The sequence below is a fragment of the Streptomyces sp. NPDC002306 genome (assembly GCF_053593435.1).
Map to the genome: position 1 here is coordinate 40907 of NZ_JBSFCK010000012.1, position 14183 is coordinate 55089.

At 72.3% G+C, this 14183-nt stretch carries 10 protein-coding genes; 3 read left to right on the forward strand and 7 right to left on the reverse strand.

The genetic code is table 11. The annotated features are described in order from the left end of the window. Positions 1-65 precede the first annotated feature (65 nt). Both ACWCQK_RS23580 and ACWCQK_RS23585 read left to right on the forward strand, forming a co-directional pair. Positions 66-1343 carry an ATP-binding protein gene (locus ACWCQK_RS23580; protein ID WP_451157897.1) on the forward strand — a complete coding sequence of 426 codons (1278 nt, stop codon included), beginning with the start codon at positions 66-68 and terminating at the stop codon, positions 1341-1343. Between the two features lie 185 nt (positions 1344-1528). Beyond that, the gene (locus tag ACWCQK_RS23585; protein ID WP_451157898.1) at positions 1529-3001 is read left to right on the forward strand and encodes a glycoside hydrolase family 76 protein; all 1473 of its coding nucleotides are present in this window, start codon (positions 1529-1531) and stop codon (positions 2999-3001) included. A gap of 140 nt (positions 3002-3141) precedes the next feature. Here the strand turns inward: ACWCQK_RS23585 and ACWCQK_RS23590 are convergent, their stop codons facing one another. Beyond that, positions 3142-5469, reverse strand: a complete 2328-nt coding sequence (locus ACWCQK_RS23590) for a GH92 family glycosyl hydrolase (RefSeq protein WP_451157900.1) — start codon at positions 5467-5469, stop codon at positions 3142-3144. Between the two features lie 263 nt (positions 5470-5732). On the opposite strand from ACWCQK_RS23590, the gene ACWCQK_RS23595 reads away from it, so the two are divergent. After that, complete coding sequence (locus ACWCQK_RS23595) at positions 5733-5921, forward strand: hypothetical protein (RefSeq protein WP_451157902.1); 189 nt, start codon at positions 5733-5735, stop codon at positions 5919-5921. Here ACWCQK_RS23595 and ACWCQK_RS23600 read toward each other — a convergent pair. The 6 genes from ACWCQK_RS23600 to ACWCQK_RS23625 are packed head-to-tail and all read right to left on the reverse strand — an operon-like array spanning position 5881 to position 14171. After that, complete coding sequence (locus ACWCQK_RS23600; protein WP_451157904.1) at positions 5881-6390, reverse strand: HIT family protein; 510 nt, start codon at positions 6388-6390, stop codon at positions 5881-5883. The two genes, ACWCQK_RS23595 and ACWCQK_RS23600, sit on opposite strands and share 41 nt — an antisense overlap. Before the next feature lie 48 nt (positions 6391-6438). Then, positions 6439-6873 (reverse strand): hypothetical protein, encoded by a 435-nt coding sequence (locus ACWCQK_RS23605; protein WP_451157906.1) that lies wholly within the window; start codon positions 6871-6873, stop codon positions 6439-6441. Between the two features lie 53 nt (positions 6874-6926). Then, entirely contained in the window at positions 6927-10394 is a 3468-nt protein-coding gene (locus ACWCQK_RS23610; RefSeq protein WP_451157908.1) for a CHAT domain-containing protein, read from the reverse strand. After that, complete coding sequence (locus ACWCQK_RS23615; protein ID WP_451157910.1) at positions 10391-11857, reverse strand: hypothetical protein; 1467 nt, start codon at positions 11855-11857, stop codon at positions 10391-10393. Before ACWCQK_RS23615 ends, ACWCQK_RS23610 begins: the two co-directional genes overlap by 4 nt. Then, on the reverse strand, positions 11854-12846 hold the full coding sequence (locus ACWCQK_RS23620) for an AAA family ATPase (protein WP_451157912.1): 993 nt from the start codon (positions 12844-12846) through the stop codon (positions 11854-11856). The genes ACWCQK_RS23615 and ACWCQK_RS23620 overlap by 4 nt, the downstream gene beginning before the upstream one ends. Next, positions 12843-14171: a toll/interleukin-1 receptor domain-containing protein gene (locus ACWCQK_RS23625; RefSeq protein ID WP_451157914.1), complete on the reverse strand. Its 1329-nt coding sequence runs from the start codon at positions 14169-14171 to the stop codon at positions 12843-12845. The genes ACWCQK_RS23620 and ACWCQK_RS23625 overlap by 4 nt, the downstream gene beginning before the upstream one ends. Positions 14172-14183 lie beyond the last annotated feature (12 nt).

The window sequence follows — 14183 nt, forward strand, 5'->3', positions numbered from 1 at the left end:
GTCACCCGGCGCGTCCGCGGGGACGAGGGGACAATGAGAGTCCCGGGCCTTGTGAGGTGGTGACGATGCCCGTATGGCATTTGCGCGACTATCATGATGATGATCTTGACCAGGCCATCCAGATCTGGGACCAGAGCCGCCGGGCCGACGAGGAACGGGTGTTTCCGGTCTCCGAGGTGATGGCCGCGGCCAAGGCCGGTCAGACGGCGGTCGTCGCGGTGGTCGGCGACGAGTTGGTGGGCATGGCGGTCGCGCAGGCCTACGAGAAGCGGGGATGGATCCTCCTCGTGGCGCTCGCCTCCCGCTGGCGCGAGCGCGGGATCGGCAGCGCCCTTCTCACCGAGCTCGAACGGCGACTGCGGGCCATGGGCGTACGCCACATCAGCGCACTGCTGCCCGCCCACGCCGCGGGCGCGAAGGCATTGGAGAACTCCGGCTACCGGTTGCGCGAGGACCTCACCTACTACGAGAAGCTCGAACCTCCCGGAACCGTGAACGCCGACGTCCTCGCGTCACTGGGCGGCCGCACGCTGCCCGGGGGGCTGTGGGACGCCATGGCCGGCATGGAGCGGGAGAAGCAGGTCGTCGAACGGCGTGTGGTGCTCCCGCTGGCCGAACCGGCGCTGGCCGACCGCTACGGCGTCGTCCCGCCCAAGGCGATCATCCTGTTCGGGCCGCCCGGCACCGGCAAGACCAGCTTCGCCAAGGCGGTCGCCTCACGGCTCGGCTGGCCGTTCGTGGAGCTCTTCCCCTCCCGGCTCGCGGCCGACACGAGCGAGGGACTGGCGGCGGCACTGCGTGAGGCCTTCGCGGACCTGGCGGAACTCGACTCGGTGCTGCTCTTCATCGACGAGGTCGAGGAGATAGCCGGCGCGCGGTCCGGCAAGGCGGTCGATCCCGGGCACGGAGTGACCAACGAGTTGCTCAAACTCATCCCCGTGTTCCGCGAGCACGACTCACGACTGCTGGCCTGTGCCACCAACTCGGTACGCTCCCTCGACGCGGCCTTCCTGCGACCGGGCCGGTTCGACTACGTCATCCCCATCGGCCCCCCGGACCCGACCGCCCGCGCGGCCATCTGGTCCCGCTATCTCGGATCCGCCTCCGGCTCCGTGGACATCGGTCAACTGGTCAAGGCCAGCGAGCTGTTCACTCCCGCGGACATCGAATTCGCCGCCCGCAAGGGCGCACAGGCCGCGTTCGAGCGCGAGGTCACGCATCGCCAGGGCCAACCGGTCACCACCGGGGACTACATGACCGCCATCGCGGACACCCGGCCGACGCTCACGGGCCAGGCGATCGACGAGTTCACCGAAGACATCGAGAAGTACAGCCGGCTCTGAACCAGCGGCGCTCCCCCACCGAGGCAGGCGTCCACCCGGGCGCCCCGGCCGGTGCCGGACGGCCACGTTCAACGCGCGCCCATGCGTGTCCCGTTGACGCTCCCCGTGCTCACCACTACCGTCTGAGAGCGCTCTCACTCCAGGCCTCCTCCAGGCCGGAGTCGGCCTACACGGGGAGGCTCCGGATGCATCCCGTACCGAGGTCCCGGCGATGGCGGACGGCCGCGGTGTCCGTCCTCACCCTGTGCGCCCTGCTCCAGCTGCCACCGGCCGCGTCCGCCGCCGACACGGCCGTCGCGGCCACCGTCTGCAACAGGTACTGCGACGCCCGCGACCCGGCCCTCTCCCCCGGCGACCGCACCCCGGTGACGGCGACCGTCCACGCGCGTTCGATCGCCCTGCACTTCGACGACACCGACGCGATGGGCTGGGCGTCCCTCGACAACGGCAACCCCGGCGACGAGGTCTGGCTCGACCGCTCGTACGACGGTGGCCGCACCTGGAGCGCGGGCAGCAGACTCGGTGACACCACGGTCCCCGCCGGACAGCGCGGCCGGCGCACCCTCATGTACAACGTCGACGACTGGGCGGGACACGGCGTCGGCGCCCTGCGCGCCTGCGGCAAGGCGGGGGACCGCGCCGAGATCGCCTGCACCGCGTGGGCCCGTACCACCTGGAACGCGGGCAACCGCCGTACCGCCGCGGTCACCGGGTTGATGTCCCTCTACGCCTACGGGACCGGCCTGTTCGACACGACCGGCTGGTGGAACTCGGCGAACGCGCTCACGGCCGTCATCGACAACATCCGCGTGACGGGCATGGGCAGTTACACGTACGCGATCGCCCGGACGTACGACCTGAACGTGAACGCGCGGGGCGGGCAGTTCCGCAACGAGTACATCGACGACACCGGCTGGTGGGGCCTGGCCTGGGTGGCCGCCTACGACCTCACCGGCGAGAGCCGCTACCTGGCCACCGCCCGCGCGGACGCCGACCACATGGCCTCCTACTGGGACGGCACCTGCGGCGGCGGAGTGTGGTGGAGCACCGCGAGAACGTACAAGAACGCCATCGCCAACTCCCTGTACATCCAGCTCAACGCGGCGCTGCACAACCGCCTCGCCGGCGACTCGACGTACCTGGGCCGGGCGCGCGCGGGATGGTCCTGGTTCCAGGGCACCGGCATGGTCAACGGCTCGCAGCTGGTCGACGACGGCATCGATCTCGGTACCTGCCGCGACAACGGCGGCACGGTGTGGTCGTACAACCAAGGAGTGCTCCTCGGCGCCCTGACCGAGTTGTACCGGGCGACGGGTGACGGCGGGCTGCTGACGGCCGGACGGCGGATCGCGGACGCCGCCACCACCTCGTCCTCGCTCAACACCGCGGACGGGATCCTGCGCGATCCGTGCGAGAGCGGCGACTGCGGCGGCGACGGGCCGTCGTTCAAGGGCGCGCACGTGCGTGGTCTGGGCAAGCTCGACGCGGCGCTCGCCGACCACCCGTACACCGGCTATCTGCGACGCCAGGCGGACCGCGCCGCCGGCAGCGACCGCAACGCCCTCGACCAGTACGGACTGCGCTGGTACGGGCCGCTCGACACGGTGGACGCGGCTCGCCAGCAGAGCGCCGTGGATCTGCTCAACGCGGCCCCCTGACACGGCGGAACCGGCTCCGTACGGCGATGTCCCGCGCGCGGCGGACGTGTTGCCGCCGGAGGGAGCCGGAGCCGACGAGTCCCGTCCCTCGGCAGGACGAGGGACAGGACTCGGACCGGACCGGGCGGGCTCCGGGTGGATCAGTTCAGCGCGGGCGGTCCGGCCGTGGCCGCCGTTCCCCAGTCCGACGGCTCGGCGCCGACGGTGAACGCGAGGGAGCGCAGGTCACGCAGGGCGTCCGTGGTCAGATAGGTGCGGGCGTACGGGGTTCCGTCGACGCGGGCCGACTGGATGTAGTGGCTGCCGTCCGAGGTGCCGGGGGCCGTCACGGTGAGCGCGCCCCGCGGGTAGTAGCGCCGGTCGAGGCTGAGGTCGACGCGTTCGAAGACGGGAGTGGACAGGCCCCAGGTGTCGTAGCCGGGCTGCACCGGGAAGATGCCGATCGACGACAGCACCATCCAGGCCGACATGGTGCCGAGGTCGTCGTTGCCGGTCATCCCGGTCGGGGCGTCCGTGAACAGGGTCAGGGCCGCGTGCACCACGTCGGTGGTCTTCCACGGCTGGCCGGTGGAGAGGTAGGTGTACGGGGCGATGAGGTCGGGCTCGTTCTGCGGGTTGTACTTGTCCGCGTTGTAGTAGTCGTACGGGCCGTTCACCCAGACCTCACGCGCGGTCTTCGCCGGGTCCCGAACGAGCTGGTCGTAGGCGAAGAAGGAGTCCAGCCGGTCGTTGGCGGCCTGCTTGCCGCCGATCAGGCCGACCATGCCGGGCAGATCCTGCGGCACGAGCCACTGGTACTGCCAGGACGTGCCCTCGTGGAATCCCTCGCTCTGGGCGGGGTCCTCGGGACCGGTGAAGGCACCGGAGGCGTCACGGGCGCGGAAGAAGCCGGTCGAGGCGTCGAAGACGGTGCGGTAGTTCTGGGCGCGCGCGGCGTAGCGTGCCGCGTCGGCGTGGTGGCCGAGATCGCGGGCCATCTCACCGAGCATGGCGTCCGACAGGGCGTACTCCAGCGTCGCGGACGCGCCGTGGTCGTAGTCCGAGTCACCGGGCTTCACATGCGGGCGGCCCTTGATGTAAGGCGCGAAGCCGTCGGCGATGTACTCCCTGTTGGCCTCGCGGCCCACGGCCGGCGAGTTCGCGGGCGGCACCGCGTCCGCGTTCTTCTTCAGGGCCTGGTAGGCCTGTTCCTCGTAGCCCTTGAGCAGGCCCTGCTGGTAGGCGTTGGTGAGGAACGGGGTGACCGGGTCACCGGTCATGATGTTCGTCTCGACCGTGCCGTAACCCCACTTGGGCAGCCAGCCGCTCTCCGCGTCGATCCTGATGACGGAGATCGCCATGTCGCGGGCCTCGCGCGGCGCGAGCAGGGCGAGCAACTGGGACTGGGTGCGGTAGGTGTCCCACAACGACCAGTTCTGGTAGTACGTGAAGCCGCGAGCGCGGTGGATCTTCTGGTCCCAGCCGGTGTAACGGCCGTCGGCGTCACTGCCGATGTTCGGCGCGAGGAAGGACCGGTACAGGGACGAGTAGAAGGTGCGGCGCAGCGTGTCGCCGCCGCCCTTCGCGCGTACGTCGTCGAGCCGGTCCTCCCAGGCCCGTTGTGCGGCGTCACGGACCTGCCGGAAGGAACGGCCGCCCTCGGTACGGAGGTTGACGGCCGCGCCGTGGGCGTCGACGTAGGAAAGGGCGGTCGTCGCCTCGACGGTCCGGTCCTCGGTCGTGTCGAAGCGGACGTAGGCGCCGTCGCGTCCGGCGCTCGAACCGTCGGTGACCGTGGAGCCGTCCCAGGTCCCGTGGGCGGTGAACGGGCGGTCGAAGCGGGTGATCGTGTAGACGGTGTACGGCTTGGTGTCCTGGCAGAAACCACTGCCGGTGATCGCCGTGCGGACGGTCCGGTTGTCGAGGATCTCGACCTTGGTGGAGACCGTCCGGTGCAGTGACTGGCCGGCGTCGAGCAGGACGTTGGCCTTGTCGGTGGCGGGGAAGGTGTAGCGCTGCACCCCGGTGCGAGCGGTCGCGGTCAGCTCGGCGTCGATGCCGGTCTTCAGTCCGACCTTGTAGTAGCCGGGGCTCGCCTGCTCCGTGTCATGGCTGAACTCGGCCGCGTACCTGGCGTAGTCCGTCTCGGTGACGTCGCCGGTGGTCGGCAGCACGGGCAGGTCGCCGCCCAGGCCGCAGCCGACGCCGGAGAGGTGGACGAGGGAGAAGCCCCGGATGTGGTTCTGGGAGTAGTCGTAACCGGTGTTGTGCCCCGTGTCCGGCGAGAACTGCACCATCCCGAAGGGCACGGCCGCGCCGGGGTAGGTGTTGCCGTCGTTCTCGCTCCCGATGAACGGGTTGACCAGGTCGGTGAGTCGCTCGCTCCCGGCTCCGGCCGCCTGGGCCGTCGGCGCGGCGAGGGCGGCACCGAGCAGCGCGACCGCCGTGATCACCGTCCCCGCGCGGTGTACTCGCTGGATCCATTTCATGGGCGTCAGCGCCTCCCCGAAGCTTGGACAACGTTGTCAAAGTGGAGCGGGCTCATTCTTCGCGGCGGGCGTGTACTCGTCAAGATGGGGAGCGGGCGGGGCGGGCCGCGGTGAGGGCGAGCACATCGACAAGTCGCCTTGACGGAGGGCCTGTCGGCCGAATGGCGAAAAGCCGGAGCGGGGGCGGCCCGACGGAGGGAACGATGGGCCAGGTGACCCGGTGGTCCGGTGGCCCGGTGTGGAGGTTCGTGGGAGGAGGGAACGTGAGCAGGAGGCGTTTCGTGGCCAGGGGTGTGCCGGGGGGTTACCGGATCTGGGACAACCGTGGGCGTCGGTGGTGGGGCGACCTGTACGAGCTGTGCCCTGACGATCTCGTCGCCGAACTGAACGGCCAGGCGGACGGTGCGCGCATCACCGCCCTGATGAAGCGCTATCGGGCGTTGAAGCGCTAGGTGACGCGGAAGCGGGGATCATGGTCCTGCTCGCGAGCTCCGACCTGAGTGATTCCGCGAACGCGTCGAGCTGTTCGGGTTCCGCCTCCTCGCTCGGCGGCCAGAGTTTTCCCATTCTGTCGTCCGGCCAGCGCGGGACCAGATGCATGTGCAGGTGGAAGACGGTCTGCGAGGCCGCCGCGCCCGCCGAGTTGATCAGGTTCAGCCCCTCGGGTGACAGCGCGCTCCTGATGCCCTGAGCGACGAGCAGCACGGAATCCATCAACGGACGGGCCGCCGCGGGGTCCAACTCCCAGAGGTCGGCGATGTGTTCCTTGGGCACCACGAGTGTGTGTCCGCGCGCGGCCGGATTCAGGGGCAGGAATGCCAGTGTGGACGCGGATTCGTGGACGATCCTCGCCGGAGAGCGGCCCGCGACGATCTCGCAGAAGGGGCAGCTTGCGGCCTCGCGTTCGACTGCCGACGTCATTGCGCGACCGTACAGCACGCCCCTCGCGAGGTGGAAGATCCGCCGCTGTCAGGTCACCTGGATGACCGCGCCCACGATGAAGGCGGCGTCGACGACCGCGATGACGCCGTAGAAGTTGACCATCGTCCGCGAGACGACCACATCGCTCCACGGAACGCGGGCCAGGTAAGGCTGGACGTTCATGGAGAAGGGCGGAACTCCGGCCGCCCGCCCCCTGACATCGTCGTAGAGCTTGCGGAACATCCGTTCCTGCCTGAGGTAATAGGAGTCGAGCAGCCAGAATCCCACGAGGGGAATCATCCCGGTCGCCGCGAACCTCCAGCTCAGGTGATTGACCAGGACGCCGAAGAACACTCCGCTGACCGTCATGGTCCACCCCTTGATGAGGAAGGAGCCGTTTCCCAGTCTGGTCACCACCGCCTGGATGAATTCAAGGTGCTTGATCTCGTCGGTCGTGTACGAACCCACGTCGGTGGTGGTCACGACACCCTCCCTCGGTCTTCTTGTTCACGAGCCGCTGTGCGCGCACTTCTTGTTCACGAGCCGATGTGCACGAAGGACGGGTACGGATTCCGTCGCCGCTCCGTCCCGTGGACCGGTGCCGTCGCCTCGTGCAGGGCGAGCGCCACCCGGTCGGTCCACGGGCGTCCGTCGCCGTCGAGGAGCGCGTCGTAGAAGCGGGCCACGGGTGCGTCGAGGTCGTGCACGGCCGCCCCGGTCCCGGGGGCGGACAGCGAGGCGACGACATGACGGCACCCCGCCCGGTGCAGGCTGCCGGCGAGCGTGTCCCGGTCCGGGTCGGTACCGGCGCCGACGGCTTCGCCGTATCCGGAGAGCAGGACGAGTCGGGTGGCGGACAGGTCGGTCGCGGCGATGTCGGCGGCGGTGAGCGGTCCGTCCGCGAGGACGATCGCCCAGCCCCCGCCGCGTCCGGGCGCCGCCGTCGGGCGGCAGACGAGATGGACGAACTCCACGTCGGCGGCGGCCTCCAGCACCGCCCGCCGTGTCGCCTGGGCGCCGACGAGCAGGTCGACCTCGATGCCGGTGTCCCTGACGGTCCGTACCTCCGCTTCGGCCCGCTCCGCCCACCGGTCGTCGCCCTGCGTCGGGGAGACGACGAGCAGGACCCGTGACGGAGCCGGCCGGTACGGGCCGCCCGCGGAGACGTCGTGGCGGGGCATGAACAGGTCCGACACGGACGTGGCGTACGAGGACACCGGGGCCGGCGTGCCGGGCTCGCCGGACCACGCCTCGTGGACGGGGAGCCGGGCCAGCGGACCGGTGGGACACCAGTACACGCGGCGCGGCACCGTGGAGTCCCCGGCCGACGGGCCGCGTTCCAGCTCCCGCAGCGCGGGGCCCAGCGCCTCGCGGACAGCCGGATCCTCCGGTGCCCGGCCCGCGACGGCGGCGGAGGTGAGGCCGGGCAGCGGTACGGCGGTGGCCGTGTCGCCGTCGAGGATCAGCGCGCCGCCCCCCGCGTCCGCCGCGACCAGCACGACCACGGTGGCCCGCGCGGTCACCGCCCGCCGCTCGTCCGGCGTCCAGCGGGCGGTGAGCCGGGCCGCCTCCCCGCCCAGCCGGTCCAGTCGTTCCTCGCGCGACCGGCAGGAACGCCCGCCTTCGTCGTTCAGTACGGAGCGACCCGCCAGGACGACCCGGTGCACGGCGAGGCCGCGTTCCAGCAGCCGCAGCACCGTCGTCGGCGGCTCGTCCGCCGCGACCGCGCAGGCGGCGGCGTTCTCCGGGGCGCCGGTGAACCCCTCCGTCAGGGCGGCGAACCGGGCCCCGTCCAGCCGTGTCCATTCGGTGCCCTCCAGCAGCGTGAACCACCGGGCGAAGGCCCGTACCGCCAGAGACACGGCTCCCGCGTCCAGCGCGAGCCGGGCCGCCGTCCGGGCCGCGATCACCGGCTCCGTCGACGAGCCGGAGACCACCACGCCCGCGGCTTCGAGATTGAGCCGCGCCGCGGTCTCGGTCTCCCGGGGATGGCGGCGCAGCCACGCGTCGCTCGCCATGGCGGGGGCCAGACAGACCGCCAGGGCGGCCCGGTCGTCGGCCGACCGGTCCTCGTGATGTGCCGCACGGGCCAGCGCCACCGCCTCGTCGAGAGCGGCGACGACACCGTCCGGGAGCGGGGCGGCGCCGGCGATCTCGGTGCGTACCCGCAGGGCCAGGAGCAGCTCCCTCAGGGCGGTCGCGTGTACCCGCGCCCGCGGACCGGACTCCCCGGAGGTACCGTCCAGTACCTGGCGCAGGAGGTCCACCGCGCGTTCGGCGTCCCGGGCGCTGCCGGTCAGCCGCGCCCGGTGGCGTCGGGCGCGTGCCTGCCGGAGGAACGCCGACGCGGCTCCCGGGTCGTCGGCGGGGAACACCGTCAGGTCCGGGGGGAAGAGGTCGACCGCCCGGTCGAGCGCATCGCGGTCGCCGTGTGCGACGTACCGGCTCAGCCGCCTGTCGGCCATCCGGGCGAGGATCCGGAAGCGCGTGGGGAAGGTGTGCCTGCCCGGCGGGGTGTGTCCCGCGCCGGTGATGGACTCCCCGACCTGACTCGCCACCGCCCCGGCGATGTGGAGGGCGTGCCCGGCACTCCAGGGGCGGTCCTTCCTCCACACGCGGTCGTTGACGTACGTCATCCAGTGACAGGCGTCGCCACCGGGCAGTGCCCGGGCCTGCCGGTCGTCGCGTCGCACGCCCCGCAGCGGCACGAGAAGGGGGCGGGGCGCCCCCGTGTCCGCCGACCACGAGACCAGCGTCTCGATCTGGTCGCGCACCGCGGGCTCGACGATCAGTTCGCGGTCGAGCAGGAAGACCACCGCGTCCACCGTCCCGGGCCAGGGCACATGGCCGGGCCGGGCGACGGACGACCACAGCGTTCCGAGATCCCACACGGCGTGTCCGGCCTGTCGCAGCCGTGCGCACACGCTGTCGTACACCTGTTGGCAGAAGGTGTCGGTGACGGGCCGCGGGCCCAGGACGACGGTCCGGCCCGGTGTCGTGGACGCAGGCCGCCCGCCACCGCCTGCGCGGGCCGCAGCTGACGGGGCGTAGACGCGGCGGTCGGCGGTCACCAGCCGGGGCGTGGGCGGACACCCGGTGACCGTGACCGACTCACCCGCGCGCAACCGGATCGGCCGACCGCCCCGTCCGTCCGCGCCGGGGAGCAGTTCCAGGACGACCGGATCGGTGGCCGGAACCCAAATGAACACCGGGCCCGTCCCGTCCCCTTCGGCGCCGTCGACGGCGCCTCGGCCGGCCGAGGCGTCGGCGACCGTCAGCACCTCGCCGGCCAGGCGGACCGCGACCAGCGTGTCGGGGACCTCCGCCTCCCCGGAGACGGCCACCGCGTCGAGGACCAGCCCGACGTCCGGACAGGTGAGCCCGGCGGGCGCGGCGCGGTCCGGGTTCAGCCCGGGTTCCAGGAAGCGGGTGATGGCACGGAACTGCCAGCCGGTGACCGTGTCCCGCAACGGCTCGGGCAGGCGTGGGCACACGCTCACGATCCAGTCGGCGATCGCCTCACGTCCCTCGTGCTCGACCAGGGCCCGCAGTGCCGAGCCGAGCGCGGCCTCCGCCTCGCGCACGCCCGCACCGCCGCCCGCGCCCGACGCGACCAGCCACTGGACCTCCTCCTCCAGCCGCATGAGAGGGGAGAGATGACCGTGCCTGCTGGTGATCAGCTCCCTGAGATGCTCCGCCGCGGTGAGGCCCGGGGGCGAGGCACAGCGTCCGAGGACCTCGGGCAGCCGTGGCCTGAGCGCTCGCTGCACGTCGGGCAGGAGCACCATGGCGCGCGGATTGCGGGTCGCCACCCACCGGCTGAACCACAGATCGGACTCCGCGCCGACATCGGCCTGCGGCAACAGCGCCACCCGCACCGCACGCAACAACTCGGGCTCGACGCGAACCGTGGTGCTGAGCAGTGTGGCGACGTCGACCGCGTCGCGCGGCGGCCCGGGTGGCAGCGGGTGCCCCTCCCCCACGGCACCGGACGCGGTACTCATGGGTGGCTCCCGTCGCCCAGGGGCGGACCACCGTACGGCCGTCGTCCTTCCCGCCAGGCGTGCACCCGGGCGGCCACCCGGCCGACGGTGGTGCCACGGTCCCAGCACAGCACCGGCATCAGCGCGGACAGCCATTCGGGCACCCGCTGCTCCGGCACCGGCAGCAGCGCCAGCGGGCGGGCGCCGTTGCCCCGCACGAGTTCGGCGAACCGCCGCCATTCGGCCGGGGTGCTCCGGTCCTGGTCGCCGGGCGGGCCGATGACTCCGCAGTCGCTCAGCAGCAGGACCGCGCTGTCCCGGGGCGGCGGGCGGTAGGCCTCCCAGGTCCACAGCGGCCCGGGGCCGGCCCCCCGGAGCGGGGCGTGGGCGAAGTGCAGCAGCCCCGTCTTGTCGGTGCCGACGAGAGCCTCGACCCGTGCGCACAGCTGGACCTGGTCGCGGGCGAACAGTTCCATGGCGGGGCCGTGGTCGACGAGGATCTGCACCCCGTGCCGCAGCGTCCGGCGCATGCGCCGCGGCAGGGCTGCCAACGGCAGTCCCCGCGCGAGGAGTTCGACCGCGTGCTCGATCTCCACGTCCCCGTCCGGCGCGCGGCCCGACAGGGCGGCCTCGAGCAGCGCCGCCGCGGAACTGCGGGCCAACAGCGGGGTGTACGGGGGACTTTGGGCCATCAGCTTCCGGTCGGGCCTGAGCAGCCCGTCCCGGACCCAGGTCCGCGGCCAGGCGGGCGCGCGCTCCACGGGGTCCAGGGCGCGGGACGCGCGGCCACCGTCGGTGGCGGCGGTACCGGTGTCGGCGCCCGGGGTGTCGGTGCGCGGGGTGTCGGTGCGCGGGGTGTCGGTGCGCGGGGTGTCGGTGCGCGGGGTGTCGGTGCGCGGGGTGTCGGTGCGCGAGACGGCGGTGCCGGTGGTCCCCGTCGCGCCGGTGTCCGTTCCAGCCGCCCGGTCGGCGTCGACGGTGCGGCGCGCGTCCGCCGCCCGAGCGCGCCCGTCGCACGGGCCGGGGGGCGGTGTGCGCGGGTCCGCGGCCCGGGGCGCGGACCCCGGCTCGGGCACCGGCGCGTACCACCGCACCGGTACGGGAGCCCGCGTCCGCCCCTCGTCCGGCGCGTCAAGGGCGCCGGGTTCGAGAACGACCCCGTGCGTGGTCGTCGGCCCGGGGCCGGTCCCAGGGCGCTCGGCGCGGTGCCACCGGCCGAGTCCCGTCCGTCCCGGTGTCCCCGCTTCTGACCCGGCGCGGGCCGGCCCCCGTCCCCCGGGGCCCAGTCCCAGCATCCGGGCGACCCGCCAGAACTCCTCGTCGTCGCGCGGCGCGATCTCCTCGACGGCCCTGACGAGATCCCCCAGCCAGACGTCCGCCCGGCCGGACAGGACGTGCCCGGCGGCCTCTGTCCCACCGTGCCCGTTCCGGCCGCCGTCCGCGCCCCACCGCTCCGGGCTGTCCCCGCCGTCCTGGTGTGTCACCCCGAGAGACCATCCTCCGGTTGCTGGTGCTTGACCAGCACCAGATCGCGCAGCCGGTGCCAGCGGTCGTCGGCCGGGCTGCGGATGCCCAGGGACAGACACGCGTACAGGGCGTCCAGGTACTCGGCCGTGCTCGGAGCGCGCACACCGTCCTTGCGTGCCTGGTCCCGGGCGTTCTCGACCTCCTCCGCCACGGCCAGGGCCAGTCCCTCCCAGTCGCCGTCCGGCGGCCCGTTCTTGAGATGCTCGACCGCGATCGCGACCAGCCGGTCCTTGCCTGGTGACGGCAGCGACGCGACGACGCACCGCCGCAGGAACGCCTGCGGCAGCTCCCGCTCGTCGTTGGTCGTGATCACGACCAGGTGGCGGGGGTCCGCCGGCCCCGGCGTCGCGCGGCGTCGCATGCGGACGACGTCCCCGGTCTCCGCCACCGTGAACTCCGCCGAACCCAGGGGCACCAGCAGCCCGTTGGGTACGTCCGGGTCGGCCTTGTCGATCTCGTCGATGAGGACGACGGCGCCCTCCTTCTTCCGCCCGGCGTTCAACTCGGCCGACGGCTCGGGACACGCGGTGTCCTCGACGAGCCTCCCCTCGGGCAGCCCGCGCCGCAGGGCGGAGTCCCGCGCGTACGCCCACCACAGCGGTCCGGGACGCACGTACTTGTGGTCGTCGATCCTGCCGCCGCCGTCGCGGGCCTGCGCGTCCGCGAGCCGCCGGACCGTGTCGAAGGTCCACAGCAGGTCGGTCGCCTGGGTGCGGTAGGTGACGACATGTTCGTAGTAACGCCAGTCGAGTGTGTGGGCGACGTACGCGGCGAGGGAGGACTTGCCGCAGCCGGGGCTTCCCCTGAGCAGCAGCGGGCGCCCGGTGGCGAGGGCCACCTGCACCGCGAGCCGGCCCGCGTCGGGCATCAGGTAGCGGGTGCCGTCCCCGCGGTCCGTGCTGCCCCATGTCCGGACGGTGTCGTAGTCGCCCTCGCTCACCCTCATGTCGTCCTCCAGCGCTCGGGTTCGCGGCACGGGCTCTCGACGGCCTCGTACAGTTCCTGGACCCGGAAGTGCCCCTGTTCCTCCTGCCCGGGGTCCAGCGCGGGCCGTACCACCACGGCGTCCTCGATCCCCCAGGGCGTCGGTCCGCCGTCGTCCGGTGATCCGTCCTCCAGCAGCACGACCACGTGGAGCCAGGGAGCCTCTTTCCTGAGCTGCCTCACGGCGTTCGCCAGCGTGCGCCGACGGGCGCGCGACTCCACGGGGACGACGACGTACACGTACCGCGGCGGCCGCCAGCGCCGTGCGCCCGGCCGGTCGGGGATCGCCAGCTTGTTCCTCAGGACGGCCCACAGCTCGTCCGCGACCGACTCCGTGGCGGCCTCCTCGTCCGGCCGGAGCACGGCGAGGTCTGCCTTGACGTACTGGGTGGTGTCCCGGCGCATCGCCCGCCCTATGTGATGTTCCGCGGTCCGCTTGAACGAGGCGTTGAGCAGGATGACCCGGCCCTGGTCCGACCTCTCGTCCGGGATGAAGGCACGCGCGGCCTCCTCGTCCACCCAGGTCGGTTCCATCTCCCTGGCCAGGGAACGGCCGTTGGCCCCGAGAGCCGCGTTGAGGTGGAACACGGCCCTGGGCACGTTGTCGCCGAGTCTCGCGCTCAGCAGGGTTCTGGCGAGGAATCGCGAACCGTTGAAGCAGCGGGCCCGGCGCGCGTCCCGCTCCTCCAGGCCGAGCAGCTTCGCGGCGTCCTCAAGGACACCCGGGTCGCCGGATTTCCTGAGCATCGCCGAGACCCGCTCGGCCCACAGGTACATCGGTTCGTCCTCGCCCGGCAGCGGCAGGAGTGCCGCGAACTCCTCCGCGACCGCCTCGGCGATCCCGGCCGGCTCCGGATCCGCTGCGAACTTCAGGGCCTGTTTGCTGTTCAGCACCTGCAGGCCCGCCTCGTCCAGTTCCTTCGGCTGTACGTCGTCGAGCAGCACGACCAGCAGGAAGATCCGTTCCATGTCCTGCCGTTGGCGCAGTAGCTCCGCCTCCCTGCGTACCCATTCCCTGGTCAGCGCACGGCGGGAGATGACGAACACCGCCGCGTGACACGCGGCCAGTGCCTCGCGGATCTGGAGGTCCCAGTCCGTCTGCGGGTCCAGTGAGTCGCGGTCCAGGAACACCTCATAGCCCACGTCGTCGAGCGCCCGCCGGACGGCGGCGCACACCCGCCAGCTGAAGGCGTCCTCCGCGGAGCCGTGGCTGATGAAGACCCGCTGTCGGACTCTCCGGCTGTTCTCGGGCGGCGGCCCGTCGTGCGGGCCGTGGGTCGGTGTCACGCGCGTTTCCTC

What these genes read in the sequence shown, in the direction of transcription:
- ACWCQK_RS23610 (WP_451157908.1), bottom strand. Translation starts at nt 10,394, where the DNA reads ATGAGTACCGCGTCCGGTGCCGTGGGGGAGGGGCACCCGCTGCCACCC.
- ACWCQK_RS23620 (WP_451157912.1), bottom strand. Translation starts at nt 12,846, where the DNA reads ATGAGGGTGAGCGAGGGCGACTACGACACCGTCCGGACATGGGGCAGC.
- ACWCQK_RS23590 (WP_451157900.1), bottom strand. Translation starts at nt 5,469, where the DNA reads ATGAAATGGATCCAGCGAGTACACCGCGCGGGGACGGTGATCACGGCG.
- ACWCQK_RS23580 (WP_451157897.1), top strand. Translation starts at nt 66, where the DNA reads ATGCCCGTATGGCATTTGCGCGACTATCATGATGATGATCTTGACCAG.
- ACWCQK_RS23585 (WP_451157898.1), top strand. Translation starts at nt 1,529, where the DNA reads ATGCATCCCGTACCGAGGTCCCGGCGATGGCGGACGGCCGCGGTGTCC.
- ACWCQK_RS23600 (WP_451157904.1), bottom strand. Translation starts at nt 6,390, where the DNA reads ATGACGTCGGCAGTCGAACGCGAGGCCGCAAGCTGCCCCTTCTGCGAG.